This is a genomic window from Vibrio sp. YT-16, from assembly GCF_033337405.1.
Taxonomy (GTDB): Bacteria; Pseudomonadota; Gammaproteobacteria; order Enterobacterales; family Vibrionaceae; genus Vibrio; species Vibrio alginolyticus.
The window spans coordinates 1-26,485 of record NZ_JAWOQQ010000003.1 but is presented as its reverse complement, the minus strand read 5'-3'; the positions used below and the strand labels follow the sequence as shown (position 1 = coordinate 26,485).

The 26,485-nt window shown below is 47.2% G+C and carries 26 protein-coding genes, 2 pseudogenes and 1 riboswitch; of the genes and pseudogenes, 12 read left to right on the top strand and 16 right to left on the bottom strand.

The features are described 5' to 3' along the window. Positions 1 to 154 precede the first annotated feature (154 nt). Positions 155 to 517: a hypothetical protein gene (locus tag R7F07_RS06235; RefSeq protein ID WP_042522348.1), complete on the top strand. Its 363-nt coding sequence runs from the start codon at positions 155 to 157 to the stop codon at positions 515 to 517. Positions 518 to 586: 69 nt separating this feature from the next. Here the strand turns inward: R7F07_RS06235 and R7F07_RS06230 are convergent, their stop codons facing one another. Next, positions 587 to 760: a hypothetical protein gene (locus tag R7F07_RS06230; protein ID WP_005374332.1), complete on the bottom strand. Its 174-nt coding sequence runs from the start codon at positions 758 to 760 to the stop codon at positions 587 to 589. Between the two features lie 234 nt (positions 761 to 994). Here R7F07_RS06230 and R7F07_RS06225 point away from each other — a divergent pair, with 234 nt between their 5' ends. From R7F07_RS06225 to R7F07_RS06215, 3 genes are all read left to right on the top strand, one after another. After that, positions 995 to 2,137, top strand: coding sequence for a sugar diacid recognition domain-containing protein (locus R7F07_RS06225; RefSeq protein ID WP_005374330.1), 1,143 nt, complete (start codon positions 995 to 997; stop codon positions 2,135 to 2,137). 158 nt (positions 2,138 to 2,295) lie between these two features. Next, positions 2,296 to 3,648 (top strand): GntP family permease, encoded by a 1,353-nt coding sequence (locus R7F07_RS06220; protein ID WP_017634362.1) that lies wholly within the window; start codon positions 2,296 to 2,298, stop codon positions 3,646 to 3,648. A gap of 16 nt (positions 3,649 to 3,664) precedes the next feature. Continuing rightward, the gene (locus R7F07_RS06215) at positions 3,665 to 4,801 is read left to right on the top strand and encodes a glycerate kinase (protein WP_042522351.1); all 1,137 of its coding nucleotides are present in this window, start codon (positions 3,665 to 3,667) and stop codon (positions 4,799 to 4,801) included. Positions 4,802 to 4,896: 95 nt separating this feature from the next. Here R7F07_RS06215 and R7F07_RS06210 read toward each other — a convergent pair whose 3' ends face one another. Then, the gene (locus R7F07_RS06210) at positions 4,897 to 6,333 is read right to left on the bottom strand and encodes a PLP-dependent aminotransferase family protein (protein ID WP_005383306.1); all 1,437 of its coding nucleotides are present in this window, start codon (positions 6,331 to 6,333) and stop codon (positions 4,897 to 4,899) included. Positions 6,334 to 6,425: 92 nt separating this feature from the next. Between R7F07_RS06210 and R7F07_RS06205 the strand changes: the two genes are divergently transcribed. From R7F07_RS06205 to R7F07_RS06195, 3 genes are all read left to right on the top strand, one after another. Next, the gene (locus tag R7F07_RS06205; RefSeq protein WP_047102508.1) at positions 6,426 to 7,325 is read left to right on the top strand and encodes a DMT family transporter; all 900 of its coding nucleotides are present in this window, start codon (positions 6,426 to 6,428) and stop codon (positions 7,323 to 7,325) included. A 66-nt stretch (positions 7,326 to 7,391) separates the two neighbouring features. Continuing rightward, complete coding sequence (locus R7F07_RS06200; RefSeq protein ID WP_005374318.1) at positions 7,392 to 7,679, top strand: hypothetical protein; 288 nt, start codon at positions 7,392 to 7,394, stop codon at positions 7,677 to 7,679. 153 nt (positions 7,680 to 7,832) lie between these two features. Beyond that, positions 7,833 to 8,423: a type II secretion system protein gene (locus tag R7F07_RS06195; protein ID WP_225455765.1), complete on the top strand. Its 591-nt coding sequence runs from the start codon at positions 7,833 to 7,835 to the stop codon at positions 8,421 to 8,423. A 37-nt stretch (positions 8,424 to 8,460) separates the two neighbouring features. On the opposite strand, the gene R7F07_RS06190 is transcribed toward R7F07_RS06195, so the two are convergent. The 5 genes from R7F07_RS06190 to R7F07_RS06170 all read right to left on the bottom strand — a co-directional run bounded on the left by R7F07_RS06190 (position 8,461) and on the right by R7F07_RS06170 (position 11,336). After that, positions 8,461 to 8,988 carry a GNAT family N-acetyltransferase gene (locus R7F07_RS06190; RefSeq protein WP_025768768.1) on the bottom strand — a complete coding sequence of 176 codons (528 nt, stop codon included), beginning with the start codon at positions 8,986 to 8,988 and terminating at the stop codon, positions 8,461 to 8,463. A gap of 33 nt (positions 8,989 to 9,021) precedes the next feature. After that, positions 9,022 to 9,489 (bottom strand): HAD family hydrolase, encoded by a 468-nt coding sequence (locus R7F07_RS06185; RefSeq protein ID WP_047102511.1) that lies wholly within the window; start codon positions 9,487 to 9,489, stop codon positions 9,022 to 9,024. A 118-nt stretch (positions 9,490 to 9,607) separates the two neighbouring features. Next, positions 9,608 to 10,078: a GNAT family N-acetyltransferase gene (locus R7F07_RS06180; RefSeq protein WP_047102512.1), complete on the bottom strand. Its 471-nt coding sequence runs from the start codon at positions 10,076 to 10,078 to the stop codon at positions 9,608 to 9,610. Between the two features lies 1 nt (position 10,079). Then, positions 10,080 to 10,811, bottom strand: coding sequence for a glucose 1-dehydrogenase (locus tag R7F07_RS06175; RefSeq protein ID WP_005383319.1), 732 nt, complete (start codon positions 10,809 to 10,811; stop codon positions 10,080 to 10,082). A gap of 9 nt (positions 10,812 to 10,820) precedes the next feature. After that, entirely contained in the window at positions 10,821 to 11,336 is a 516-nt protein-coding gene (locus tag R7F07_RS06170) for a GNAT family N-acetyltransferase (RefSeq protein WP_171342379.1), read from the bottom strand. 270 nt (positions 11,337 to 11,606) lie between these two features. Between R7F07_RS06170 and R7F07_RS06165 the strand changes: the two genes are divergently transcribed. Next, positions 11,607 to 12,701, top strand: coding sequence for a NapC/NirT family cytochrome c (locus R7F07_RS06165; RefSeq protein WP_171342378.1), 1,095 nt, complete (start codon positions 11,607 to 11,609; stop codon positions 12,699 to 12,701). Between the two features lie 22 nt (positions 12,702 to 12,723). After that, positions 12,724 to 15,171 (top strand): trimethylamine-N-oxide reductase 2, encoded by a 2,448-nt coding sequence (locus R7F07_RS06160; protein WP_104976335.1) that lies wholly within the window; start codon positions 12,724 to 12,726, stop codon positions 15,169 to 15,171. 70 nt (positions 15,172 to 15,241) lie between these two features. Here the strand turns inward: R7F07_RS06160 and R7F07_RS06155 are convergent, their stop codons facing one another. The 8 genes and pseudogenes from R7F07_RS06155 to thiD all read right to left on the bottom strand — a co-directional run bounded on the left by R7F07_RS06155 (position 15,242) and on the right by thiD (position 21,353). Next, positions 15,242 to 15,967 carry a phosphatase PAP2 family protein gene (locus R7F07_RS06155; protein WP_005374297.1) on the bottom strand — a complete coding sequence of 242 codons (726 nt, stop codon included), beginning with the start codon at positions 15,965 to 15,967 and terminating at the stop codon, positions 15,242 to 15,244. A 210-nt stretch (positions 15,968 to 16,177) separates the two neighbouring features. After that, entirely contained in the window at positions 16,178 to 16,792 is a 615-nt protein-coding gene (thiE, locus tag R7F07_RS06150) for a thiamine phosphate synthase (protein WP_005374296.1), read from the bottom strand. Between the two features lie 61 nt (positions 16,793 to 16,853). Next, the gene (gene thiM / locus R7F07_RS06145) at positions 16,854 to 17,645 is read right to left on the bottom strand and encodes a hydroxyethylthiazole kinase (protein ID WP_171342377.1); all 792 of its coding nucleotides are present in this window, start codon (positions 17,643 to 17,645) and stop codon (positions 16,854 to 16,856) included. Between the two features lie 12 nt (positions 17,646 to 17,657). Next, a pseudogene (locus R7F07_RS06140) lies at positions 17,658 to 18,113 on the bottom strand (TenA family protein); the annotation flags it as partial. Next, positions 18,110 to 18,910, bottom strand: a pseudogene (locus tag R7F07_RS06135) (ABC transporter substrate-binding protein); the annotation flags it as partial. The pseudogenes R7F07_RS06140 and R7F07_RS06135, both read right to left, overlap by 4 nt. A 47-nt stretch (positions 18,911 to 18,957) precedes the next feature. Continuing rightward, the gene (locus R7F07_RS06130; protein ID WP_009706843.1) at positions 18,958 to 19,758 is read right to left on the bottom strand and encodes an ABC transporter permease; all 801 of its coding nucleotides are present in this window, start codon (positions 19,756 to 19,758) and stop codon (positions 18,958 to 18,960) included. Beyond that, entirely contained in the window at positions 19,751 to 20,506 is a 756-nt protein-coding gene (locus tag R7F07_RS06125) for an ABC transporter ATP-binding protein (RefSeq protein WP_033907185.1), read from the bottom strand. The genes R7F07_RS06130 and R7F07_RS06125 overlap by 8 nt, the downstream gene beginning before the upstream one ends. Then, a complete protein-coding gene (gene thiD / locus R7F07_RS06120) occupies positions 20,496 to 21,353 on the bottom strand; it encodes a bifunctional hydroxymethylpyrimidine kinase/phosphomethylpyrimidine kinase (RefSeq protein WP_171342375.1) in 858 nt (285 codons plus the stop codon). Before thiD ends, R7F07_RS06125 begins: the two co-directional genes overlap by 11 nt. A 97-nt stretch (positions 21,354 to 21,450) precedes the next feature. Further along, positions 21,451 to 21,558, bottom strand: a riboswitch (TPP riboswitch). Between the two features lie 311 nt (positions 21,559 to 21,869). Here thiD and R7F07_RS06115 point away from each other — a divergent pair. Continuing rightward, positions 21,870 to 23,255, top strand: coding sequence for a TldD/PmbA family protein (locus tag R7F07_RS06115; protein ID WP_031780818.1), 1,386 nt, complete (start codon positions 21,870 to 21,872; stop codon positions 23,253 to 23,255). Continuing rightward, positions 23,255 to 24,598 carry a TldD/PmbA family protein gene (locus tag R7F07_RS06110; RefSeq protein WP_171342374.1) on the top strand — a complete coding sequence of 448 codons (1,344 nt, stop codon included), beginning with the start codon at positions 23,255 to 23,257 and terminating at the stop codon, positions 24,596 to 24,598. Before R7F07_RS06115 ends, R7F07_RS06110 begins: the two co-directional genes overlap by 1 nt. A 77-nt stretch (positions 24,599 to 24,675) precedes the next feature. Here R7F07_RS06110 and trmY read toward each other — a convergent pair whose 3' ends face one another. Beyond that, on the bottom strand, positions 24,676 to 25,275 hold the full coding sequence (gene trmY, locus R7F07_RS06105) for a tRNA (pseudouridine(54)-N(1))-methyltransferase TrmY (protein WP_005374282.1): 600 nt from the start codon (positions 25,273 to 25,275) through the stop codon (positions 24,676 to 24,678). A gap of 160 nt (positions 25,276 to 25,435) precedes the next feature. Between trmY and R7F07_RS06100 the strand changes: the two genes are divergently transcribed. Next, on the top strand, positions 25,436 to 25,960 hold the full coding sequence (locus R7F07_RS06100; RefSeq protein WP_033907183.1) for a DUF3087 domain-containing protein: 525 nt from the start codon (positions 25,436 to 25,438) through the stop codon (positions 25,958 to 25,960). The last annotated feature ends 525 nt before the right edge of the window (positions 25,961 to 26,485 follow it).

The window sequence follows — 26,485 nt, the reverse complement described above, 5'->3', positions numbered from 1 at the left end:
ACATTTGGGTGAGTTAATAGGAGTTATGAGCTTGCAGTGTTAAGACTGGTATGGAGTTTACAGTTTATTAAGTAATTAATCTGCGGTGCGCTATCGATGATCCTTATCAGGTGTAATAAGATTTCCATATCGTGGCGATACAGTTGGAAACGATATGATAAATAAGACAAAAGTTACGTTATTGGCGGTAGGTACGATTTTAGTTGGATGTTCCACAGTCGCGCCGCCAAGAAATGATGCGGTTGAAAGCATTCAACAAAAGTGTTCTGTGATTTTAGGCAATGATGTTGCTGGCGATCAGCGCTGGCAGACGTACAACGGCTTGCTTGTAGAATATGCCGTGCATGGCGTTAAGAGTCAGGCGCAACTGGAACGCTTTGAAGCGTTTGTGCAGCGAGTACAAAATGATGAATCTGGACAGTTAGTTACCGAGCTGATTGAAGTCACCGATTGGGGATGCTCAAACGGCAATTATCTTGAAGAGATGGGCTTGTTTATTCAAGAAGTTCAAAAGTAGAAAACCGAGCGTTAAGTCGCTCGGCTTTTCTGTTTGTGGAGCGCTTTGTGCGCTGGTTAGTCAGGACGTTTACTCCTCTGGATACTCGCCCATACCTTGCGTTTTACCTTCCGCTTTCCAATGCTCTCCAGGGGCAAATGCTTCATCGCATAAATCTACGGTGTAGCCCATTTCTGTGATTTCCTTCAAAGTGAGGTTATCAGCAATATTTGCAACTTCCCCCGATTTATTCCGTAACTCCATGTTGAGCTCTCCTCTGTAGGTAGACGAGTGGCATCAATGCACAGTGAAGAATGCATTGGTAACCTTTGTTCTAAGTATATAACCCTCTGCTAAAAATGAAGGTTTAATCCACTTTTTAAATATGGGTAATTGGATAATGCTTTGAGCTGCTTCCGTTATTTAGAACCGCAGCATCGCGATAGTTTGCCATTTGTGATTTATTGAGTGATTAAACGGTCAATTTGGAAACTCGAAATGGTGATTCTCGACCACGCTTTAGCACAACAAATTGTTGATCGAACCATGTCCATCATTGGTCACAATGTGAATGTGATGAACTCGGCAGGCATCATCATTGGCAGTGGCGACCCTAAACGTGTTGGGCAAGTGCATGATGGCGCGGTACTGGCTCTGAATCATGGCGATTCGCTAGAGCTTAATGAGCAGCAATGTTTGACGTTGCAGGGTGTCAAACCCGGTATCAATATGCTGTTGAAATTGCATGGTGACGTGGTCGGTATTGTTGGTGTCACAGGCGAGCCGGAGAAAATCCGAGATTTTGCCAAACTGGTTAAAATGACCGCTGAATTGACAATCGAGCAAGCCGCGCTGGTGGAAAAATTTCAGTGGGACAGACGTCATCGCGAAGAGTTTATTCTGGCTTGGATCAATGGGAAATTGACCGATGAAGAGCTGAAAGATTGGGCGATGCGTCTTTCTATCGATGTTACTCAACCACGGGTGGCAACGGTGATTGAAGTCTCGACGCCGTCGGCCTCAAAAAGCATGAAGAGTGTGCGCAATATTGTTGAACTGCTTGAATACCCAGAGCGTAACAACCTAGTTGCGATTGTCTCGGTGAATGAAATTGTGGTGTTGAAACCGTGTCATTCCGCCAAGCAGTGGGATAGCCAAGTTGAAAGTGAGCGCATTGATAAGTTGATGTCGCGTTTAAGCGATCACGATTCGCATACGTTTCACATTGCGCTAGGGCAGCTGTTTAATGAGCCTAAAGATGTCGCGTTGTCATACCAAAGTGCGAAGCAGGTATTAGCCATTGGCAAGCAGTTCTACCCAGAGAAACGTAAGTACCTGTTCGATGAACTTCGTTTGCCTGTTTTGTTAGCGCCGTTGGCGGATATTTGGCAAGGTGAACAAATTATTGATGGTGTGAAACGGTTGAAAGAGAAAGACAAATCTGGGCAATTATTGAAAACCCTAGATGCACTGTTTGAATGCAATGGCAATGTAACAGAATGCTCTAAAATGCTGTTTATTCACCGGAACACTCTGCGCTATCGGTTAGAGAAAATCACCGAGATAACAGGGCTACCAACAACCAATTTTGTGGGGTTAGCGGAGCTTTATATTGCGACTCGGCTCTCAAAAATGTCGTGATGTTGTGCATTTGCACAATACGCGTTATTTTTTGACCACATCATTTGTCACTCCGCCTAAAGGAATTCGAAAGCAAACGATTAATAATTCATGCGTCCCTACATGTTGAGTGAGCCAACACGGACTCGCTCAGCAAAATAAGAATAAATGGAGTTATCATGAACCTTATATTAATCCTTCTTGGGGTGATCGCATTTATTGTGCTCACGACCACCAAATTCAAATTACATCCCTTTTTAGCGCTGATCATCGCAGCGTTTCTTGCGGCATTTGCTTACGGATTACCGGCAGATAGCATTGCCAAAACCATTGCTTCTGGCTTTGGCGGTATCCTTGGTTACATTGGTTTGGTTATCGTTTTAGGTACCATCATTGGTGTTATTTTGGAAAAAAGTGGTGCGGCGATCACCATGGCCGATACGGTCATCAAAGTGTTGGGTGAGCGTTTCCCAACATTGACCATGAGCATCATCGGTTACATCGTTTCTGTTCCAGTATTTTGTGATTCAGGCTTTGTCATTCTGAACTCGCTCAAAGAATCACTCGCCAAGCGTTTAAAAACCTCAAGCGTTGCGATGAGTGTGGCGTTGGCAACTGGCCTATACGCAACGCACACGTTTGTGCCGCCAACTCCTGGCCCGATTGCCGCTGCGGGTAACTTAGGCCTGGAATCTAACCTTGGTTTAGTGATTGGTGTGGGTGTGTTTGTTGCAGCGGTTGCGGCGTTAGCGGGGATGTTGTGGGCGAACCGATTCCAACATGTTGAACCAGATGGCATTGAAGCCGCAGAAGAAATTCAGCAAGACTGGCAAGCACTCAAAGCGTCTTACGGCAAATTGCCAACGGCGAGCCAAGCATTCGCTCCTATTTTTGTTCCTATCTTATTGATCTGTTTTGGCTCTATCGCGAAATTCCCAAGCCTACCGCTGGGCGAAGGTTTTGTGTTTGATGTTCTGACTTTCTTAGGGCAGCCACTAACGGCATTGGTGATTGGCCTGTTCCTTTCTGTTCGCCTACTCAAATCAGACAACAAGATTGAAGAATTTGGCGAGCGAATCAGCCAAGGTATTACGGCTGCTGCGCCTATTCTTTTGATTACCGGTGCGGGTGGTGCATTTGGCGCGGTATTAAAAGCCACGCCGCTAGGTGAATACTTAGGTACGACGCTATCGGCGCTGGGCGTGGGTATTTTCATGCCATTTATCGTTGCGGCTGCGCTAAAGTCGGCGCAAGGATCATCAACGGTTGCATTGGTGACCACATCGGCTTTGGTTGCGCCTATGCTTACGCAATTGGGGCTCGATTCAGAAATGGGCCGCGTATTAACGGTGATGGCGATCGGTGCAGGTGCGATGACGGTTTCTCATGCAAACGACAGTTTCTTCTGGGTAGTTTCGCAGTTTAGCCGCATGTCGGTGGGCTTAGCGTACCGCGCGCAAACCATGGCTACGCTCGTTCAAGGTGTCACGGCAATGGCATTGGTGTACATTTTGAGCCTCGTTCTCTTATAAGTCTCTGGAAGTACGTATGAAAGTGGTAATTGCACCTGATTCATTTAAAGAAAGCTTAACCGCCAAACAAGTGAGCGAGGCGATCAAAACGGGTCTTGCTCGCGTATGGCATGATGCTGAGTTTGTTACGGTTCCGGTCGCAGACGGTGGCGAAGGCACGGTTCAATCTTTGATAGATGCAACTCAAGGCGAACAAGTCTTCACAACAGTGACCGCGCCATTAGGGAATGATGTTGAAGCGTTTTATGGCATCCTCGGCGACGGCGAAACCGCAGTTATTGAAATGGCGGAGGCCAGTGGGCTGCACCTTGTGCCGAGTGACGCTCGCGACCCAAAACTGACCAGCAGCATTGGTACTGGACAGCTGATCAAACACGCGCTAGATAGAGGTATTCAACGCTTAATCATTGGTTTGGGCGGCAGCGCTACCAATGATGGTGGCGTGGGCATGTTGACCGCGTTGGGGGTGGCGTTTCTTGATGAGTCTGGTCATGCAATTACCCCAAATGGAGGCGGGTTAGCGGCGCTTGCGTCCATCGATATTTCTGGTCTTGACCCTCGTTTAGCAACTTGCGAAGTGTTGGTAGCGTGCGATGTTGATAACCCACTCTGTGGTGACAAAGGCGCGTCGGCTATCTTTGGCCCGCAAAAGGGAGCGACCGTATCAGACGTCACTCTGCTCGATAACGCATTGCGCAAGTTTGGCGAGTTGACGGAACAAGCGACGGGTAAGCATGTACTGACTCGTGAAGGGGCGGGTGCTGCTGGTGGTATGGGCGCGGCCTTGCTCGGGTACACGCCAGCACGTTTGCAACCGGGAATTGAGATTGTGCTTGAAACGGTCAAACTTGCTCAGCATGTTGCGGATGCGGATATCGTATTTACAGGCGAGGGTCGAATCGATCATCAAACCGCACATGGCAAAACGCCGATGGGCGTTGCTCAGGTCGCCAAGCAGTGTAATTTACCAGTCATTGCATTAGCAGGCTGTGTGGGCGACAACTATCAGGCGGTTTATGAGTGCGGCATTGATGCGGTGTTTGCTTGTGTACCAAGGGCGATGAGCTTACCTGAGGCCATGAAAGAGGCCGACGTCAACGTTGCTAACTTAGCCGAAAACGTCGCGAGAATGTGGCAAATTAAGTCGCACTGAAGGCGATGACGATATGAAAAACTCCACCTTTGCGTGGAGTTTTTTGTTGTTACGTGTTTGCGTGTGTAGGCATAAGTTCATTTAGCAAGAGCGAGTTAACAGGCATGCTTTGCTATCAATTTTGCCAGTGTTTGCATCGCTTGACTCCAATCGGTTTCATGACCAAAGTTTGCCACGCTGAGGCGTACGCAATGCCGATATTGCCCTTGAGTGCCAAATACGGTGCCGGGAAGTAGGCTGATTCTGTGCTTATTGCATGCTTGATACAACGCATAGCTGTCCGTGTCTTCGGGCAGTCGCAACCAAAGTAAGAACGAGCCTTGTACGGCGTTGATCTGGTATCGATTTTTTAGAGGTTCGTATTCATCCAAGTATTGATGAAGCATCTGGATAAATCGTCGCATGTTGTTTTGATAAACCCGCCCCATTCGCGCAGTATGCGTTCGATACTTGCCTGACGTTAGAAACGTTGCCACGGCGGATTGCATCAGGTTCAAACTGCCCATGTTCTCACACAGTAGATATTGTTCAATTTGGTCTCGATATCGCCCCGCCAACATCCAACCAATTCTCAAACGCGAATCGAGCGTTTTGGATAACGAATTCACGTAAATTACGCGTTGCTTGTCATCGAGCAATCTCAAGCTTGGCAATGGCTTATCATAACTTAACCCGCCAAACACATCGTCTTCGATAATAGGAATATTGCCGGACGCCAATAGTAATTGTTGACGCTTTTCTAGCGGCATCATGGCACCAGTTGGATTGGTGAAGTTTGGCGTTACGATGATCGCTTTTATGTCCCATGTCGCCATTGCTTTTGCTAAGGCTTCGGGGCACATACCGTCGCGTGGGCAACTCGGAATTTCCACCACTTTGAGGCCGAGTGATTCTAGCATCAATAAGTTGCCAAAATAGCAAGGGGACTCCACCGCGACGATATCGCCTTTTTGTGTCGTTGCGCGCAGCGCTAGGCTAATGGCTTGTTGCGCGCCGTGCGTCACCATGATCTCATCCAACTTGGCTGGCGTGCCCAAATCTTGTGTGATTTTCGCTAGTTGTTTGATTAAGAGGTGATCACCGGGTGGTAATTGGTAATGGCTCGGTACATGCGTTTGCTGCCGGCTGTGGCGGCCGATCTCGGCGTACAAGCTTTTGATCGCGGGGGAGTCAATGTTTGGGTGGGCAGAACCGGTAGGCAAACGCTCTTGGTATTCAGGATAAGTAAGGATTTCTTTGCAGATCGAGAGCAAATCCACGCGAGTCGGATCCGGAATTGAGCGAGAGGTCGGCAAGGCGACTTTAACTCGATAACCCGATTTGGGAACCGAGTAAACCAAGTTTTGTGCTTCCAGCTCTTGATACGCACGAATCACGGTATTTTTACTGACGTTTAATTCTTGGCTCAACGAGCGAATGGAGGGCAGTCGATCATCCGCCTGATAAACGCCACCATTGATGGCTTGTTTGAGGTGTTTTTCCACCACGAGGTACTTATTCCCTTCACCGCTTCCCAATAAATCTGTACCCATAAAAATACTTCCATCTGTCACTTTTTGAAAACACTGTACCTAATTACATTAGCAGTATCTCAAAACATAAAACAAGCGTGAGTGAGGCGATCATGTTAATCCGAGCCATCCCTTTTGTATTTGTCATCCTTTGGGCTTCTGGATTCGTTGGTGCGCGTTTTGGTTTGCAATATGCCGAGCCAGCGACACTACTTTCTATCCGTATGGCATTCAATGTCTTACTGTTTTTGGTTCTTGTGGCGGTATTGCGTAGAAGGTTGCCGACAGGAAAAGATTTTTGGCACAGCTGTGTAGTTGGTGCGTTGATCCACGGTTTCTATCTGGGCGGTACTTATTTTGCTATCGCCTTGGGTATGCCTGCTGGGTTGAGTTCGTTGTTGGTGGGTATTCAACCGATTTTAACCGCGGCTTTGCTGGTGGCGTTTGTTCGTGAGGAGTTTAAGCCCTCGCAATGGCTGGGTTTGGCTCTTGGTTTTGTCGGTATCGCTATGGTGTTGATGGGCAAAATGGAGTGGCAATCCGAGCAGCATAAAGTGCTGGCTATTGGTTTGTGTTTATTGGCTTTGGTTGGTATCACGCTAGGGACGCTTTATCAGAAAAAACATTGCCAACAAGTGGATATGGTCGGTGGTGCGACGGTGCAATATTTGGCCGCGCTCATCATGTTTCTGCCCGTTGCGATGCAGTTTGAAACCATGCAAGTGCAGTGGGAACTGGAGTTTATTTTGACTGTGTTGTGGTTGGTCGTCGTGCTCTCTTGTGTAGCTATTCTACTGCTGTTGTACATGGTTAAGAACGGTGCAGCATCGAGCGTAGCTTCTGTATTCTACCTGGTGCCGCCAACGACGGCGATTCAGGCTTGGCTCGCGTTTGGAGAGTCATTTGATTGGATGGGGATTTCTGGTTTCGTACTGGCAGCTACGGCGGTGTATTTGGTGGTTAAAAAGCCGGATCTGACGATAAAGAAATCGATTCAAACAGAATATACCTAAATTGGGTAGGGACATTTGCGTACCAGTGGGTACAATCTGCTTCATCTTAATCCGTGGAGCAGAATGATGAAGGTAAAGCCAGATCGAATGACCGCCATGCGTAGCATCATCGAGCAAGTAAAAGCGGAACTACCAATTTATGAACCAGAAACGTTTGTATGTGGACCAGAAGGGCAGTGCATTGGCTGTCCGAAGAAATTGTTGGAAATGGTCGATTCAGAAGTCACTTATTGGGAGTCAGCCATGGAGCGCGGCATTGTTCCGCAGTTCGATGAGATTCGTCGTTTTGGCAAAATGTGCACGAATGTTCGTCGTGGTCTGGTGCGAAATAATGTGCCTTTACTCAGTAACTAGAGAGTAAAAACCGTCTAATATCTGACACATAGCGTCGTTTTGTTACACTGCTCTTTGGCTGCTGTTCTCAAGTTTGAGTGGTGTTTGTCTCTTCTTACCCCTTAAGCCTTTAATCGTAAGAAATTGGCGATATATTGGCTCGGTCTCACATGGATGTGGGGCTATTGTCTTGGGCTAGTTGAGATAAGAAACGTGAAATCAAAGGGATTTACGCTGATGGAAATCACCATAGTGCTTACCACTTTGGCTTTCATCGCATTAGCTGCTTTACCAGTACTACTCGATATTCATCGCCAAGCATACGCTGCGATGCTGCACAGTTCTCAGTCTTCTTTGGGTACGGCTCTCAAATTCTTTCATGCTCAATCAGTGATTGATAACGCTTACGGCCAAGAGCACGTTCACTACATTGACCGACATGTCAAAACACGCAAAGGCATGCCAGAAGCGAGTGCCGATAGTATTCGAGCTTTGTTAGAAATCGATCTACCAGCCAGAGGTTATTCGAAAATTGACGTGCCGTGCAAAGGCAGTGATTTTTGCATCATCGGTCAGCAGCACCCAAACAGTGCTCATTTTGTCGCGATTCCTGATTATCAGTTCTTAGATAAATCGGGTGTTGATCGCGTTGTGTACATTTGGCCGCAAGGTTACACACTGGCAGAAGAAGCATGCTATTTCTACTACGTGAATCAAGCCTCTAACGATTCAATTGTTCGAGGGCATGTGACGCAAGGGTGTTAACCCCGAATAAGTGTTGCGAACAACGGTTATCGTGACTCTACAAATCGGGGTTTTTCGAACGGCTTTGCGCTTTATACAATACCATTTTTTGACTCATCAAGACTTTACCATTTGGCAAGGTCACTTCCCCAAGTTCCCCCTGATGTTCAAATCCAAACCGTTCATACAAAGCAATCGCTGGTGTGTTGGTTGTGTATACGTAGAGTGCGATTTGGTCGTAACCAAATTCCCAACCACGTGCGATCGCGACTGCCAATAGTTTCCGCCCCAATCCTTTGCCTCGGTAGTTTTTGTCGATGTGAATACCAAGAATACCGACGCGAAGGCGTTGCCCTCTTTCGTAACCGCACATCTCAGCTGGGTAGATTTCAACACTACCGATAAGTTTTTGGCGGTCAAACGCGACAAACTGAGGGATGGACTCGTTTTCCACACGTTGCAGGATTCTGCGAAGCGTTGCGTTATCGGGTGCCGGAGAAATCAAAAATTCCCCTTCGGAGTACACTCGATTCCACAGCGCGGTGAAGCGCGCGATATCGCTCACCTTGATGGATCTGATTTGCATTCATCTTCCTTGATTAGTGCAGGTTAGTAACGGTTAGGGGATAAGCTCAGATAAACAACGAATTTGGTTAGGAATGGCTTCGGCTGGTGCATCAGCGCCCGTTGGGTTAAACCAAATTGTGTTTACGCCCGCTTTCATCGCAGGGTAAATATCTTTGTGAGGTAAATCGCCAACCATGGTTATTCCACTTACGTTAACCCCTAACTGTTTTGCGATGGCGAGATAAAACTCAGGTTGGTTTTTAGCGATACCGAGGTTGGCAAAACAAAAATAGCCATTTAAGTATTGGTCTAAGTCGACGCGAACAAATGCACGCTGAATCTCTTCCATGTTGGAATCAGATGCACTGGTCGCAATGTAGATGGGATGATTTTGGGAAAGTATTGCCAGTGTTTCTCTGGCTTGAGGAACTGCTTCTACGTGTTCCCAATCGCACATTTTTCCTTGTGCGTGAGGGAAATCTACCATCAAGGTGTTCCCCCAATCGAAAAGATAAATCATGTTCGAATCTCCTTATCCGCACATCATATCGTCTTTTTCTAAAATCAGGGGGTAAATTGCATCGATAAATGCGATTTAGGTGGGTTTAGTCGTGAAAAGCGCTTAATTGTCGTTATCGTTACAAATGTTTCAGCATAATGCGTGAGTTAGTTTTAAAACCTTGATTATCGTAAAAGCGCTGTGCTGGCTGATTGAATTCCATCACTTCCAATCGAACTTGTGTGGCATTGGCATCGCGCGCCCATTGCTCACAGGCTTGGAGCAGTTGGCGGCCGATTCCTTGCTGCTTTTGCGCTTCATCGACAACAATTGTTCCCACGCGACAAATTGGGTCTTTGATCAGAAAACTGATGGTGTCGTTTTGGGTGATCATCGCGGTTAAGAAGCCGAGAATTTGCTGTTCGCGTTCGGCAATCAAAAAGAGTCGCTCTTTGTTCTCTAGTGCTTGTGCAAGAAATTCACGGTCAGCTTCTGAAGGCGCAACAAAGGCTTCTGGCGCATTCGCAAAATGCAGTGAATTAATTTGAAAATTAAGCTGAAAAATTCCGTCTAAATCATCGGGAATCGCTTGTCGGATATGGACTTGCATTCTATCTGCCCCCTGCAATATCGATAAATGATCCTGTGACATAAGAGGCTTCGTCACTTAATAGCCAAGCGATCGCATTTGCCACTTCTTCTACCGTGCCACCGCGTTTAAGAGGAATTTGAGGGCTGAGTCTATCTACTCGGTTTGGTTCTCCGCCGTCGGCATGCATATCAGTGTAAATGAAACCAGGTCGAACGCCATTGACGCGAATATTGCGCTCTGCCAACTCTAGCGAGAGCCCTTTAGTTAAGGTATCCATCGCGCCTTTTGATGTGGCGTAATCGACATACTCAAATGGCGCGCCTGAGCGCGACGCTCCAGAGGAGACATTCACAATTGCACCGCCTGCACTGAATCGCTTCGCCGCTTCTCGACAGCAGAGAAAACAGCTATTCACATTGGTGTTCATTACTTTCTGAAAGCGTTCCAAGCTGATTTCTGACAAAGGCGATTGAGTAAATAGGATGCCAACGTTGTTGACCAAGTGCGTCACTGCACCAAATTCACGTTCTGTTTCATCAAACAAGGAGAGCACTTGCTTCTCATCGGCTACGTCTGCGGCGATGGCAATCGCTTTGCCACCGTTTGCTTGTATTTCTGCCACAACTTGGTCGGCGGCCTCTTGCTGAGTGCGGTAATTAACGCAAACGCGATAGCCTTGCTCGGCCAGCTTTTTCGCCGCTGCGGCTCCAATGCCTCGGCTTGCGCCGGTAATGATGACTACTTTATTCAAAATACGTCCTTATTTTTGTAGTGAGTAGATTTTATCGGCGTAGGGTTTGCCACCAATTTGGTATGCGTCTGGAATGACCTCAATGAGTTCGAAACCACATTTTATCAGGACACGCTCTGACGCAATATTGCCTTCAGTGACCGTCGCGGAAAAGTGGTTGATGTTATGTGTCGAGGTTGCCCAGTATAGAAGCGCTTGACGAGTTTCTGTTCCAAACTGTTGGCCATGAAATTCCGGCAAAAGTAAGTAACCTACCTCTGCCTTACCGTTTTCAATAGCAAAGCCAGTGATGCCGATGGGTTGCTCAGATTGCCTATCGAGTATTACAAGGCAAAGCCAATGCTGACAATTTGGGGTCCATGGTAATAATCGCGAAGCAAATTTTTCTCTTATTTCTGTTTCGCTGGGACGATCGAAACAGAGCGCAATAACCTCTTGTTCGGAGAGTAATCGTTGAAAGAGTTCCCAGTCACTGGCTTTGATGGGTCTTAATTGGCTTCTGTGCGTCTCGATGTAAACTGACATGCGTGTCCTTACTGCATCAATGTGGAGATTCAGTCTCTCATCCTCTTATCTGTTTAATCAAATAGTTGCATTCATAAAAGTGATTTATGTGGTGAATAGTTGGCTGGGTAATGGATTATTGCCATATATTCATCTTTGAGATGCAAATAACAAAATTTCATACTTGAGGCATACAGAGCAACACGGAAATGATGTGGATCAAGAGAGGACTACCCATAAAGTAGTAATTTGCGACCTATAATTACATTTTATTTGGAAGTGTTGCTAATTATGTCAATAAAAAAACGATATGTTGCACTGCTGGTTGCTGCCGGCATTGGTGTGGGCTGGTTAACTTTGGGGGGGAGTGCGGCAGTAATGCATTACACCTCAGATACTGAATTTTGTCTCTCGTGCCACTCTATGGAAACCCCTTACAAAGAGTACCAAGGCTCAGTGCACTTCAGTAATGCGAAAGGCATTCGCGCGGAATGTTCTGACTGTCATATTCCTCAAGAACCAATGGATTACCTGATCACCAAAATTCGCGCGTCGAAAGACATCTACCATGAATTTGTGACAGGTAAGATCGACACGCCAGAGAAATATGAAGCACATCGTAAAGACATGGCTGAAACGGTATGGGCTCAGTTCCGTGAAAATGATTCAGCGACGTGTCGTTCGTGTCATGATTTCGATGCAATGGAAGAGTTTGAGCAATCACGTGATGCGGCGAAGATGCACGCTTACGCGAAAGCAAACGATCAAACGTGTATCGATTGTCATAAAGGTGTGGCGCACTTTGCACCAGAAGCAGAGCTAGACAGCAAGGCATTTGAAACGTTGATGAGCTTCACCACAAAAACATCACCTGGTGCCAAAGTCGTTTACCCTGTGACTGAAATCGCAATGGGTGAGATGGGTAAAATTAACCCAACGACGAAGTTGGAAGTAATCAGCTCTGAAGGCGACAACCGCACTGTTAAGTTGAAGGCATTCCAAATGAAAGGCGCAGAGCAAGTGCTTTACATGGGAGAAGGTCAACGTGCCATCGTTGCAACGCTAACAGAGCAAGGCCAACAAGCGCTTGAAACTGGTGAATTTGAGGCAGATGTTTACGGCAACGAATGGCGCGCGGTTTCTCTAACTGGCGCTATTGATTCTCCAGTTGTTGACACGCTTGAACCAGTATGGTCATACGCAGAAGAGTTGGACAACGTTTACTGTGCAACTTGTCACGCGAAAATTCCTTCAAATCACTTCACAGTGAATGCATGGGGACCGGTAGCGAAAAGTATGGGTGATCGAACTGATATTTCAGCCGAGAACCTAGAAATTCTAACCAAGTTCTTCCAGCACCACGCGAAAGATGTGGTTGGTCACTAACGATAAATAGAAGGATAAGATTATGACTAATATGACCCGTCGCGGATTTCTAAAAGGCACTGGTATGGCGGCTGGTGCAATGGCATTCACTTCATTTGCACCTATGTCTGTTGCTTCTTCTAATGCTCGCGGCAAAGGCATTCTAACGGCGGGCCGCATGGGCCCAATGCTGTGTGAAGTGCAAGACGGTAAGCTGGTTTCAACCACGAACGCATTGCCACAAACGGTACCAAACAGCCTACAAAGCACCGGTCCTGACCAAGTGCACACTAAAGCGCGTGTTAAGTACCCAATGGTTCGCAAAGGTTACTTGGCAAACCCATCGTCGCCAGAAGGTGTGCGCGGTAGTGATGAGTTTGTGCGTGTGTCTTGGGATGAGGCTTACAAGCTGATCCACGAACAGCACATGCGAATTCGCAAAGAATATGGCCCGGCTTCTGTGTTTGCTGGTTCTTACGGCTGGCGTTCAAGTGGCGTGCTGCACAAAGCACAAACCTTGCTGCAACGTTACATGAGCATGGCGGGCGGTTATTCAGGCCACTTGGGTGACTACTCAACGGGTGCTGCGCAGATCATCATGCCGCACGTTGTGGGCTCTATCGAAGTGTACGAGCAACAAACCACGTACCCAGTGGTACTAGAGCACAGTGATGTGGTTGTGCTTTGGGGCTTAAACCCAATCAACACCCTAAAAATCGCGTGGAGCTCAACAGACTGTGCTGGTCTTGAATTCTTCCATCAATTGAAAAAATCAGGCAAGACGATCATTGCGATTGACCCAATTCGTTCTGAAACCATCGAGTTCTTTGGCGAGAATGCGGAGTGGATTGCTCCTCACCCAATGACCGACGTGGCAATGATGATGGGTATCGCACACACCTTAGTGAAACAAGGTAAGCACGATAAAGCCTTCCTCGATAAATACACCGCAGGTTACGACAAGTTTGAAGCGTACCTGATGGGCGAAGAAGACGGCGTAGAAAAATCAGCAGAATGGGCATCACAAATCTGTGGCGTACCTGCGAAGCAACTTGAGCTACTGGCTGACATCTTCAGTAAAAACCGCACCATGCTGATGGCGGGTTGGGGCATGCAGCGCCAACAATACGGTGAGCAGCGTCACTGGATGCTGGTTACACTGGCAACGATGTTGGGTCAAATCGGTTTACCGGGCGGTGGTTTTGGTTTCTCTTACCACTACTCAAACGGTGGTAACCCTGCTCGTGATGCTGGCGTACTTCCTGCGATTTCGGCATCACTGGGTGGTGGCTCTTCTGCGGGGAACGACTGGGCGGTGTCTGGCGCGGTGCAAAGCTTCCCTGTAGCGCGTATTGTCGAGGCGTTGGAAAACCCAGGTCAATCCTACCATCATAACGGTCATGAACTGACGTTCCCGGACATCAAGATGATTTGGTGGGCCGGTGGTGCGAACTTTACTCACCACCAAGATACCAACCGCTTGATTAAAGCATGGCAAAAGCCTGAACTGATCGTGATTTCAGAGCCTTACTGGACGGCGGCTGCGAAGCACGCGGACATTGTTCTGCCAATCACCACATCGTTCGAGCGTAACGACTTAACGATGACGGGTGACTACAGTAACCAACACTTGGTGCCAATGAAGCAAGTGGTTGAGCCGCAAGGTGAAGCGCGTAATGACTTCGATGTATTCGCGGACATGGCAGAGATGCTAGCTCCGGGTGGCCGTGACGTATACACTGAAGGTAAAACCGAAATGGAATGGCTGTACGGCTTCTACAAGGCGGCGCAACAAGGTGGCCGTGGCTCTCGCGTAGCAATGCCGAACTTCAGCAAGTTCTGGGAAGATAACCAACTGATCGAGATGAAGTGGAACGAGAAGAACGCACAGTTTGTTCGTTACGCAGATTTCCGTGAAGACCCGATCATGAATCCACTCGGTACACCAAGTGGTAAGATCGAAATCTTCTCGAAAACCATTGAAGGTTATCAGTTGGAAGACTGTCCTCCACACCCAACGTGGATGGCACCAACCGAGTACACTGGCAATGCAAAAGACGGCGAGTTGCAGCTAATGACCGCGCACGCAGCGCATCGTCTACACAGCCAGTTTAACTACGCGAAGATTCGCGAAGAGTACGCAATTGCAAACCGTGAACCTATTTGGATTCACCCTGAAGATGCGAAAGCGCGTGGTATTAAAACGGGCGATTTAGTTCGTGCGTTTAACAACCGTGGCCAAGTATTGGTAGGTGCAGAAGTGACTGACCGAATCAAGCAAGGTTCAGTGTGTATTCATGAAGGCGGCTGGCCGGATCTGGATCCGAAAACCGGCATTTGTAAGAACGGCGGTTGTAACGTGTTAACGTTGGATATTCCGACCTCTCGACTTGCAAACGGCTGTGCGGCGAACTCGGCGCTGGTTCGTATTGAAAAATACACTGGCCCAGAATTAGAACTAACAGCGTTTGAACCACCAAGAAATGGTTAGAAAAAAGTAGCGTTTTAAAGCAAGAAGCCAGCGAATCGCTGGCTTCTTTTTTATCTAGTAATCGTTCACATTAGCGCGAAGCGAGAGAAACAAATGGCATCTGTTTCTTAATTTGAAATGTCGGGAGTAAAGTAAATACAATCGCGACAAACAAGACTGAGCCTATTAAATCTTCAGGGCGATGCATCCCCAGCCATAAGCGGCTATATGCGACGCTCATTCCCCACATCCATAATGACAGTGCAGAGATATAGCACTTGTTCTGTAAGAACAACCCGCCAAAGAAAGCCAAACAAATCGAAACGAAAATCGTATGGCCGGATGGGAAAGAATAGTCTTTCTCGCCTTGCCAATGGCGCGTTCGCCAATCACTGACGTGTTCAGAAATCTGGTTAATTACGTTGGCTTGCTGCTTTGTATCCAACTGATAAAACGCGTCTGGGTGCTCAATCAATTGTTCTGCTGCGAGCAATTCCGTGTAGGGACGCGGGCTTTCTGTCATCAGTTTTAGCCCCGTTTTGCTGGCAAAACCAATCACCAGTAACAACCCTAACATTGAGAGTTTTTGTATCCACTCAATGCGACTTGGTTTAAAGCGAAATAAAGAAAGCAGTAGCAGTGTTAACGTAATTAAAAAGCCTTTGCTACCAGCAGAATCTGTGAGCAAAGTAAAAGTAATACCCAGACTTTCCGGCACCTGTGAAGTGAGATTGTGATAAGAGCCAAACAGCGACATTGGGATGATGCCAAGAACAAACAAGGCGAGCATCATCAATCCATATTTTTTGGTTTTCATTGAGAGCGTTTTGTTTTTATTGAGGGTTATTCAACCACGTGAAAATAAGGGGCTTATCTTACGTTATCTGGCGTGAAAAACTTATCAACGCTCTGTCAATTCGAGCGTGAAAGTGACATTGCAGCTCTTCGTTGTGAAAGGAGAGGTTGTTGAAAGTACTGAAAGGCAAACGCGCTCATCCATAAGCGCTTTGTTCAGGCGTGAGCAAGGTTAGCTCATCAACCCTAATAAATATTCTGATGCGGCTTTTGGATCTTCTGCGTGGCAAATCGCTGAAACCAAAGCTAAGCCATGAACACCAGTGGCGCTGAGTTGCGGAATGTTACTTTCGTTAATGCCGCCAATGGCAACAATCGGCAGTGAAGTCGTCTCTAACGCCATCTTCAAGCCATCAATACCCCAGAACTTCTTGGTGTTGGTTTTGGTCGGCGTCGCGAAGATTGCGCTCAAGCCGATGTAATCAATCGGAAGAGAGTCCGCTTCTGCAAGCTGCTCTTCATTTTCGATGGATAAGCCGAGGATTTTGTTTGGTCCAATCAACTCACGAGCGATAGTTGCGGGCATGTCTGATTGCCCGAGGTGAACCCCATCGGCATCAACTGCCAGTGCAACATCAACGCGGTCATTGATGATCAAAGGCACATTGGTATCTTTAAGGATGTCTTTCACGGCTTGAGCACGTTCGATAAACGCACGCACATCGCCGTGTTTTTCGCGGACTTGTACCATGGTCACGCCACCTTCCACGGCTTTTCTCACAACACGCTTTAGTGTGGCTAAATCTTGTTGGTCATCGGTGACCAAATATAAACGATAGGCGTTCATTTTGTTTCCTTTGGGCCTCTCATCTACAGGGAGTGAGAGGCCGGTATTTGTTAGAGAAAGCTTAACTCACTTGGAGTTTTAGGCGTTTTGCCAGTGTTTCTTCATCCAGTTGGTAAAGCTCATCCAACAGGTTCATTTGCAGACTGCCTGGCCCTCGCGCTTGCTCAGCCGCAATTTCACCCACAACGCCCAGTACCGCCGCGGCAGCAAGTCCGGAGTGATCACCAACAGCAGCGAAAGCACCCGTCAGTGCCGTTAGTGTGCAGCCCATTCCGGTTACGTATGGCATCATCTCGTGACCGTTGTTTAGCTGCACAGTTTGCTCTTTCGTGATGATGTAATCAGTCTCGCCAGAAATCACCACACTTGCACCATACTCTGAAACTAAGAAGTTCGCTGCGCCAAGTGCTGCGTCGCTGCTGTCTAACGCATCGACGCCTTTGCTTTGTGCTTGTTCGCCAGCGAGACCGATGATTTCTGAGGCGTTACCACGAATGATCAACTTGTCGGCAAGGCGTGCGATCTCACGTGATGTCTCGGTACGTAGTGAGCTTGCTCCGCAACCGACAGGGTCGAGTACAACGATTTTACCGTTGGCATTGGCTTGCTCTACGGCATAGCTCATGCGCGGTGTCCAAACGCTGTCTAGGGTACCGATGTTGATAACCAGTGCGCCAGCGAACGACATCATCTTTGCCATCTCTTGTTTGGAGTGCGCCATGATTGGAGAAGCGCCGATCGCTAATAGTGCGTTTGCTGTGTTATTCATCACCACGTAGTTAGTGATGTTGACGACTAACGGCTTTTGCTGGCGTACTGCGGTTAATGCTTGGGTGATTTGTTCAATTAACATGAGACTCTCCGATTAATCTTGCTGAGCGTTCAGACCTTGTTGCCAGAATGCTACTTCCATACGCGTTGCGGTTTTGAATACCTGAATCAGGTTTTGACCGCGCTGGCTGTTGATATCAATTTCTGCTAGCAACTGATTAAAGTGTTCTGCCCCTTTTGCGACACCAGATTGGAATTCCTCACCACCGTAGAGGTTGATCCAACTTGCATATGGGTTGCCTTCGATTACGGTCTTTTCATCTTCAATCAGCACCTTACCGATTACGGCATAACCGATGGAGCATGGCGCTAGTGCCGCGTATAGATCAACAAGATCGCCCGTCATGCCAGCATCTAATACGTAACGGGTGTAAGCCACAGTGCCGAAATCTTCTGGCTCGTTTTCTAAGTCGGATTCTGTCAGTCCCCATTGCTCACAGTAAGTCACGTGGTGGGCGATTTCAGAATCGAGCAATGCGTGTACGCTTGGTTAAGCTCGTTGTTGAGCGTGTCTGGTGAATAAGCAACAAACTCTTTCCAAGATTCTTTTGGATGGTTAACGATGTAAGTGGTTGCTTGCTCTAGCGCTTTGTTGAATGCCTTGATGGCTTCTTTGTCGTAGGTTTTTGCATTGGCTACGAAGACTAACTCGTCATACGCTGGCACGCCGTGTTCTTCAGGGAAGAAGGCCTTAGCTTTATAACCTTCTAGTGCCAGTTGGTTGGTTTCGAAGTTACGTAGACCGCCCCAAATCGCATCCACCTTGCCAGACGCAAGAGACGAAGACAGCGCCCAACCTACGTTGATGATTTGTACGTCAGAAAACTTCACGTTTTCTTGCGCTAGCATGGTGCCGATTGTCGCTTCTTCGTTGCCTGCGATCGCAATACCGATCTTCTTGCCTTTCAAGTCGCCAAGGTTTTCATTCTTACCGTTATCCAGCACCATCAACGTGTTGAGTGGCGTAGCAATCAAAGTCGCAGAGCGGATTAGTGGCAAACCCGCCGCGACATCGATAGTTAGGCTTGGTTGGTAAGAAATCGCCATGTCGACTTTACCCGCCGCGACCAACTTAGGTGGCGTGCTTGGATCTGCCGGCTCTTGAATGTTGACCTTCAAACCTTGTTCTTTGAAGTAACCACGCTCTTTGGCAATCACGATAGGACCATGATTTGGGTTGACGAACCAATCCAACATCAGTGTCATCTCTTTTTCTGCTGCAAGCACATTGGTTGATACCACTGAAGCGAGTAGAGCAGCAGCGCTCATAAGTTTGTTTTTATTCACGGGGTTCTTCCTTTTCTTTCCCAATTTTCTTTGGTTATTTTCTGTAATTATTTGCTTTCCCAAGGGATGGCTTTTTTCAATAATTTATCGGTGATGAAGTAGAGTGAGATAGACAGCACGGCTAGGATAAACAGCGCCGCAAACATCTCATCAATGATCATGCGAGCATTAGCTTGGAGCATCAGATAACCCAAGCCTTCACTTGAACCTACCCACTCACCGACCACTGCTCCAATCGGCGCAATAACGACGGCAACACGAATGCCTGAGGCTAAAGTTGGTAGGGCGGCTGGCAATTGAATATGACGAAGTAACTGCCATTTAGACGCGCCCATGGTCTTGGCAAGGTCGAGGTAACCTGTTGGTGTATTACGTAAGCCGTCGTAGCAACATGTGGTGACGGGGAAAAAGATGATGATCGCCGCCATGACGACTTTCGATGCAATGCCGTAACCCAGCCAAAGCATGAGTACTGGCGCGATGGCGAACACAGGGATCGCTTGGCTAGCAATCAGAATGGGCAGTAACCAACGCTTCAGCGGTTCGAACATCAGCATTTGCAATGCGAACAGCAAACCCATTGATAATCCAAGCGCCAAACCAAGTAAAATCTCTTGCGCGGTAACCCAAGTATGTTTGAGCAAGACATCGTAACGAGTGACCAATCTATCCAGCACTTCAATTGGTGAAGGTAAGATGAAGCTTGGCATGTCGAATACCACAACAACCAACTGCCACAATCCCAAGATCACCGCTGTGCTAATGACCAAGCGCAGAGCCGGATGGGTCACGCGTTCTTTTTTACTAATGCGTGCCGAAACGGAGTTGTACTGAGTCATATCACTCATAGTCTTTCTCCAGTTGATCCAAAATCGCTTGTTGTAACGCCGCGCACTCTCCATCGAGAACTCGGGGCGGCTTGGAGTCTGGAACGACCAAGTGCTGAGCTTGCGCAGGTGTGCCTTGCAACACATAGAGTTGGTGAGCTAATCGCACCGCTTCTTGTGGGTCGTGGGTAATCAGAACAACCGTCTTATCTTTCAGCAATTCGGCAGACAAGGTTTGCAACTTATGACGAGTAACCGCGTCCAGTGCAGAGAAAGGCTCATCCATCAGAACTAGAGGCTTGTCTTGCATCAGAGTGCGAGCAAGGGCAACACGTTGTCTCATGCCGCCAGAGAGCTGAGCTGGCTTAGCATCCGCGTAATCGGCGAGTCCCACTTGGCTTAGTAAAGTCAGTGCACGTTGTCTATTTTGCTCTGGTGCTTGCACTTGAGAAAATCGAGAACTGAGGCAGACGTTGTCTAACACATTCAACCACGGTAGCAATAAATCCTGCTGAGCCATGTAAGCGATACGGTCATGCAGTGCAGCGCCATCCGTTGTGATGAGTTCGCCATGCCAGTCAACTTGGTCATCCAGTAGGCCAGCTAAGTAACGCAATATTGTGGTTTTCCCGCAGCCACTGCGACCAAGTAACACTGTCCATTGATTAGCAGGAATAGTCATACTCAACCCTGCTAGCGTTGGTGTTTGGCTGTCTTTGTATCGCAGACTAGCATCGGAAAGCTGAATGCCAATCGCGTTAGCGAACATAAGTATGACCCGCAAAAAAGTGGTTCACAGGGCCATGGCCTTTACCTACATCCAATTCATCAGCGTGTGCGATAGCTTGGCTGATGTACTGCTTACCCAGGTGCACCGCTTTGTGTAGGTTGTTGCCTTGGCCAAGATAAGACGCGATAGCAGAAGACAGCGTGCAGCCTGTGCCATGAGTGTTTTTGGTTGGAAAGCGTTTAACGCTGATTAACTCGGCACTGTCTTGCATGATAAGCAGATCGTTGCTGTTTTCATTTTCTTCAAGGTGACCGCCTTTGAGCAGAATAGCTTTGGCGCCAAGCGCACGAAGGTCGGTAATCATATCGTTCATTTCAGATTCTGATTGAGGCATTGGCTTACCCGTCAATGCTGCGCCTTCGGGTAGGTTAGGGGTAATGATGTCTGCGAGCGGAATCAATTCTTCTTTTAAAGTGCTGATTGCCGACTGTTCCAGTAATAGATCACCGCTAGTGGCCACCATTACAGGGTCAATCACGAGGTGTTTTGGCTGGTATTGCTTAATTTTGTCTGCAACGACTTTGATGATGTTGGAATCGGCCAGCATGCCCACTTTGACTGCAACGATGTTGAGGTCGGTAAATACTGCATCAAGTTGGCTCTCTACATGGTCGAGAGGAATGGGGAAAATCGCAGAAACGCCTTGGGTATTTTGCGAAGTAATCGCCGTGATTACCGAGCAAGCAAAACTGCCGGTTGCGGACATCGCTTTGATGTCGGCTTGAATACCTGCACCGCCACCACTGTCTGAGCCCGCGATGGTCAATACGATAGGGGTAGGCAAGGCTGGCGTGTGATGTGAATGAGGTTGTGATTGCTGCGTCATGGTCGCTCCTACTACAAGACGTATAGGAACTGACTTTGACCGTTGCAGATAGATCGATTTTTCGATCGCTATCGCTTACCTAAGAGGGGCGACGAAAGGCAAAGTGTGCATAGTTCCCTACGTCAGTGCTAACTGAATCAGGTTCAACGGGTCTCGAATTTCGATCTCAGCCAACACTTGTCGTGTGGCCCCCCGACTATTTCGTTCGGATGATAGCAGGACCATTGCGGAAGGGATACGTTTTTTGAGCGTAATTATAATGAGTATTCAATTATGCGAGGTGAGTGATAAAGTAAGCACCTAAATGGTTTGCTGGGTGGAATTTACTAGTGCAACGCTCTGGTGAATGAGCAGAACCTGGAATATTTAATAAATAATCGTGGTCTCGTTAAGCAAGGATTAGCACAAAACAAGGTTAAAAAACTGTTAAAATTTAACGTGTTGCCAATTTAACTTTGTTGAACTTTTTCACAGTTAATTAGGATGGCTAAGACGATCATCGAGCAAGGAGACTTCATGCTTAATTCTGTAACAGCGAAGTCAGTGATCGATCATGCGCTCTTTTTGGGGGCTGATTTCGCTGAACTATTCGTTGAACATCACCAAACCAACACTGTCCAGATCGCATCTGGTGAAGTGGATAAGGTTAACTCGGGTATCGATTTTGGTATCGGTATTCGTCTTTTTTTCGGTCATAAGGTGCTTTACGGTTACACCAACAGCACAGATGAAGCCGAACTAAAGCGCGTAACCTCGCTGCTTGCTGCAAAAGACAAGCGTGAGCAAATCGCGTCAGCGGGTTCTTTGAATTTGAACCGCTACCCAATCCAACATGGTTGCCGCATGCCGCTAAGTAAGGATGCTAACCTAGATTCAAAAATCGCGTTTCTATTGAAAGTTGACCAAGCCGCACGTGCTGAGAGTGAGCATATCAGCCAGTTTATTGGCAGCGTGCTTCAGCGTGAACAACAAGTGTCTATCTTCAACTCAGAAGGTCTACACGTTGACGATACTCGCCACTACATTCGTGTTGCTGGTAACACTGTCGCGCAAAAAGGTAATGAGCAGTCTTCTGGTATGGAAGGTCCTGGCGCTCTTGCTGGTTGGGAATTCAGTGAACAGCTTGATGCCAAAGAGCTAGGTCAAACTATCGCGCAGCAAGCGTTAGTAAAACTTGGCGCAGATGCTTGTCCATCGGGTGAAATGCCGGTGGTGATTGGTAACGGCTTTGGCGGCGTTATCTTCCATGAAGCATGTGGTCACTTGCTAGAAACCACTTCAGTTGCGAAGAAAGCTTCAGTATTCCACGACAAGATGGGCGAAATGGTTGCTCACACCGCAGTGAATGCGGTCGATGATGGCACCATGACCAACGAATGGGGCTCGATTCATGTTGATGACGAAGGTATGAAGACTCAGCGCACTCAATTGATCAAAGACGGTAAGCTAACCAGCTTCATGGTCGATAAAATGGGTGGCATGAAGACAGGTTACGAGCCAACGGGTTCTGGTCGTCGTCAAAACTACAAGTTCGCACCAACCTCGCGTATGCGTAACACCTTTATCGAAGAAGGCGAGCATTCACTTGATGATATGCTGGCAGGCATCGAACGTGGCATCTATGCGAAGAAGATGGGCGGCGGCTCGGTTCAACCGGGCACGGGTGAGTTTAACTTTGCTGTTCGTGAAGCTTATCTCATTGAAAATGGCAAAATCACCAAGCCTCTGAAAACAGCAACGCTGATCAGCACAGGTCCAAAAGTGTTGAAAGAAATCAGCATGGTTGGTAAGGACATGGCGCTTGCGCCGGGCATGTGTGGTTCCGTGAGTGGCTCAGTGCCAACAACAGTCGGTCAGCCAACGCTGAAAGTCGATAATATTCTGGTAGGAGGCGGTAACTAATGAGCCAAGAACAACAACTTCTTAATGCGGTTGATTACGTCCTATCAGAAGCAAAACGCCAAGGTGCAGAAGCGGACGTCATTGTAAACCGCAACAGCAGCTTTTCTCTGAAAGCGAACCAAGGAAAGCTGGATGAGTACAAAGTAAGCTCAAGCCAAGTTCTGGGTGTTCGTGTTGTGAAAGATGCGCGTGTTGCAACGAGCTATTCTGAGTCGTTAGAGCAACCAAGCTTAGATTTGATGCTGACTAACGCACTGCAAAGCGCTCGCTTTTCCAAGCAAGATGAACATCAGACAATTAGTTGCGTGAACAGCCAAATTGCGACTGATGTTGCTGAGATTTCACAAGAAGATACGACTTCTGTTGATGAAAAAATTGAGCTGTCTCTCGCACTTGAGCAAGGCGTAGTCGCTCTACCTCACGCTTCTAGCGCACCTTACAATGGTTACAGCGATGGCGAAACACAACTAATCATTGCCAATACTCAAGGCACATTGTGTCAACACTTCGAGCGCTCGTTCACTTGTTACGCTTATACCTTGTTTGAAAAAGACGGCAAACAGTCAATGGCGGGGAGAATGTCACTTGGTCGCCGTTTTGATGAGTTGAATCCAGCTTACTGTATAGAAGGCGGTTACAACCTTGCTCGAGATCTTCTTGAAGGTGCACCGGTTGCGACGGGTAACTACCCTGCTATCTTCCATATCAATGCGCTAGCAAGTCTATTCGGTGCTTTCGGCAGTGCTTTCTCTGGCGTAAGCGCGATGAAAGGCATTACGCCACTGGGTGACAAGCTTGGTCAACGTGTTGCGAGTGATTTAATTACCTTTACTGATACGGCTTACATGCCAAATGGTATGGCAATCGCAAGTTTTGATAGTGAAGGCTTTGCTACTCAAGACAACGTGATGATTGCTAATGGTGAGTTGAAAACCTTGCTACACAACAGCCAGACCGCAAGTTACTTGGGCGCGGTCTCGACAGCAAGTGCCGCTCGCGATGCAAAATCGAGCCTAGACGTATCAGCGAATCACAAAGTGATTACGACAGGTAACAGCAGTGCGTCAGAAGTAAAAGCGGGTGAGTACCTAGAGTTAGTCGAACTTCAAGGTGTCCATTCTGGTGCGGATGCAGTGAGTGGTGATTTCTCATTTGGCGCGAGTGGTTTCTTGTGCCGTGATGGTGAGCGCGTTCAACCAGTGCGTGGTATCACTGTAGCGGGTAACTTCTACAAGATGCTGCAAGAAGTTGAGGCAGTGGGTGATACTCAGCTAATTAACGATAGCCGAACTTTCTTCTCGCCAGACGTTCGTTTTGCTCGTTTGAGCATTGGTGGTAAGTAAACTTAGCATTACTATAGAAACAAAAAGAGGACTCAATGGAGTCCTCTTTCTTTTATCGAATGATTAACTCGTGAGAATTAAAATTCGCGAATGTCCAACTCATTGTGGATCAATACCACACACTGAGAAGCGAACAGCATCTTAGGACCTAAGCTGATCTTCTCTGTGCCAAGGCGCTTCAAGCTGTTAAAAGACTTCTTCGGCATCGGAATATGGTCGGTTAGCAAGAAACATGGGTTTCCACCGATTTCTGCATCACGAACAAATTCGCCTTTTTTATCCAACATATATAGTTGGTGATCTTCTGCCAGTTCTTGCACTAGGCGTTCAAAACTGACGGTACGAACGGTGATACCAGGTTCGACTTCACGAAGTTGCTCTTTGCCCATACCAACCGAAGCATCCAAAGCGCGAGCCACCGCTGCAATCAAGGTTGACTCATGGAAGCCGCCAATGTTGGTGATGTCGTTAGAGCGAATAGTAATGGTGCGTGAGAAATCTTTTGTGCTTTCTAAAACCAAGTGAACAACCACATCTTCACGGTGTGATTGAGCAACGAACATAGTGTTCATCATGGTATGAGCAAGAATCTCTGTATGCGCTTCATTACCAACACCTTCTAACAGTGCTTTGCTGGTGGTTGGCGCCGCGCGAGCTCGTAAAACAAAAGAGCGCATGAACTTAGCCTCTATATAGGAAGAGTGAATGCGCGGAAGTATATACCCAAGCAGGGAAGGGATGCGAGTTTAATAGCAAATGTGAACTTACTTACAAAGCTTCGATTGTGGAGCTGGGTGTGCTGGCTAGAATAGGAGGCAACCCTGTTAGGAGTGGTATATGGAAATCAAACAGATAAATAAAGACATTTATAAAAAGAAAGTAAACCTTGTGATTGGCGGTTTTGTTGCGTTGCTCGCCATCTCCTCTCTTGCCTTTAGTACCTTGTTGATTGTTTTGTTTGGCAACACTGAAGTCGTACCAGAACAATCAACGGGCAATTTCCATTGGAATTTGATTGGTGTCGTTCTCGCAGTTGCAACTTCCCTCTCTTTATTGAATCAAATTAAAACTCGACCATACATGGAAGAAGTGCTGTACGTTTGGAAACTCAAGCAGCTGCACAACAAGATCTTTCGTAAACTAAAAAGCATTAAAGCAGCCGCGAACAATGGCGATGTAAAAGCGCTGACGATCCTTAAGTTCTACTATACGACTCAAAGTCAGGTGTTTGAGCTAGACAACAACACACTGACGATGAGCAGTGTAAATAAAGAATTGGAGGCTATCGAGCAAATCGAAGCGGCGCAATCAATGAGTCTCGATATCACAGGCTTTGAAGAGTCTTGGCTAGACACATATTGATTGCCTATTTGCTACTTGAAGTTAACAACTGAGTGCTAAAAATAAGCGTTTGAGTGAGATTTAATCATTCGACGCTTTTTTTGATTTTTTTTCTGAAAAGGGGTTGCCAAGAAAAATCATCTCCCTATAATGCGCCTCCGTTGTCAGGGCAAAGCGGAAACGCAAAAGCGGTTGGCAAGAAGGCGAAAGAAAACTTCTAAAAATTAATTTAAAAAAGTGTTTGACACTGAAAATTAATTCCTTAGAATACGCCTCCGCTTCGATAGCAAAGCTTACGAAGCAAGCTCTTTAACAATATAGACCTATCAATCTGTGTGGGCACTCGTTGATGATAATCCAATTAGATATTTCTTTCTTAACGGAAAGCGGTATCAAATTAGGTTTCAATGAAACGAAGTGACCATTGAATCGAAAGATTCAGCACAGTCAATTCAAGCATTACTTATGTAATGTTCAGTATTCATTGAGCCGAACAAAATCTTAAATTGAAGAGTTTGATCATGGCTCAGATTGAACGCTGGCGGC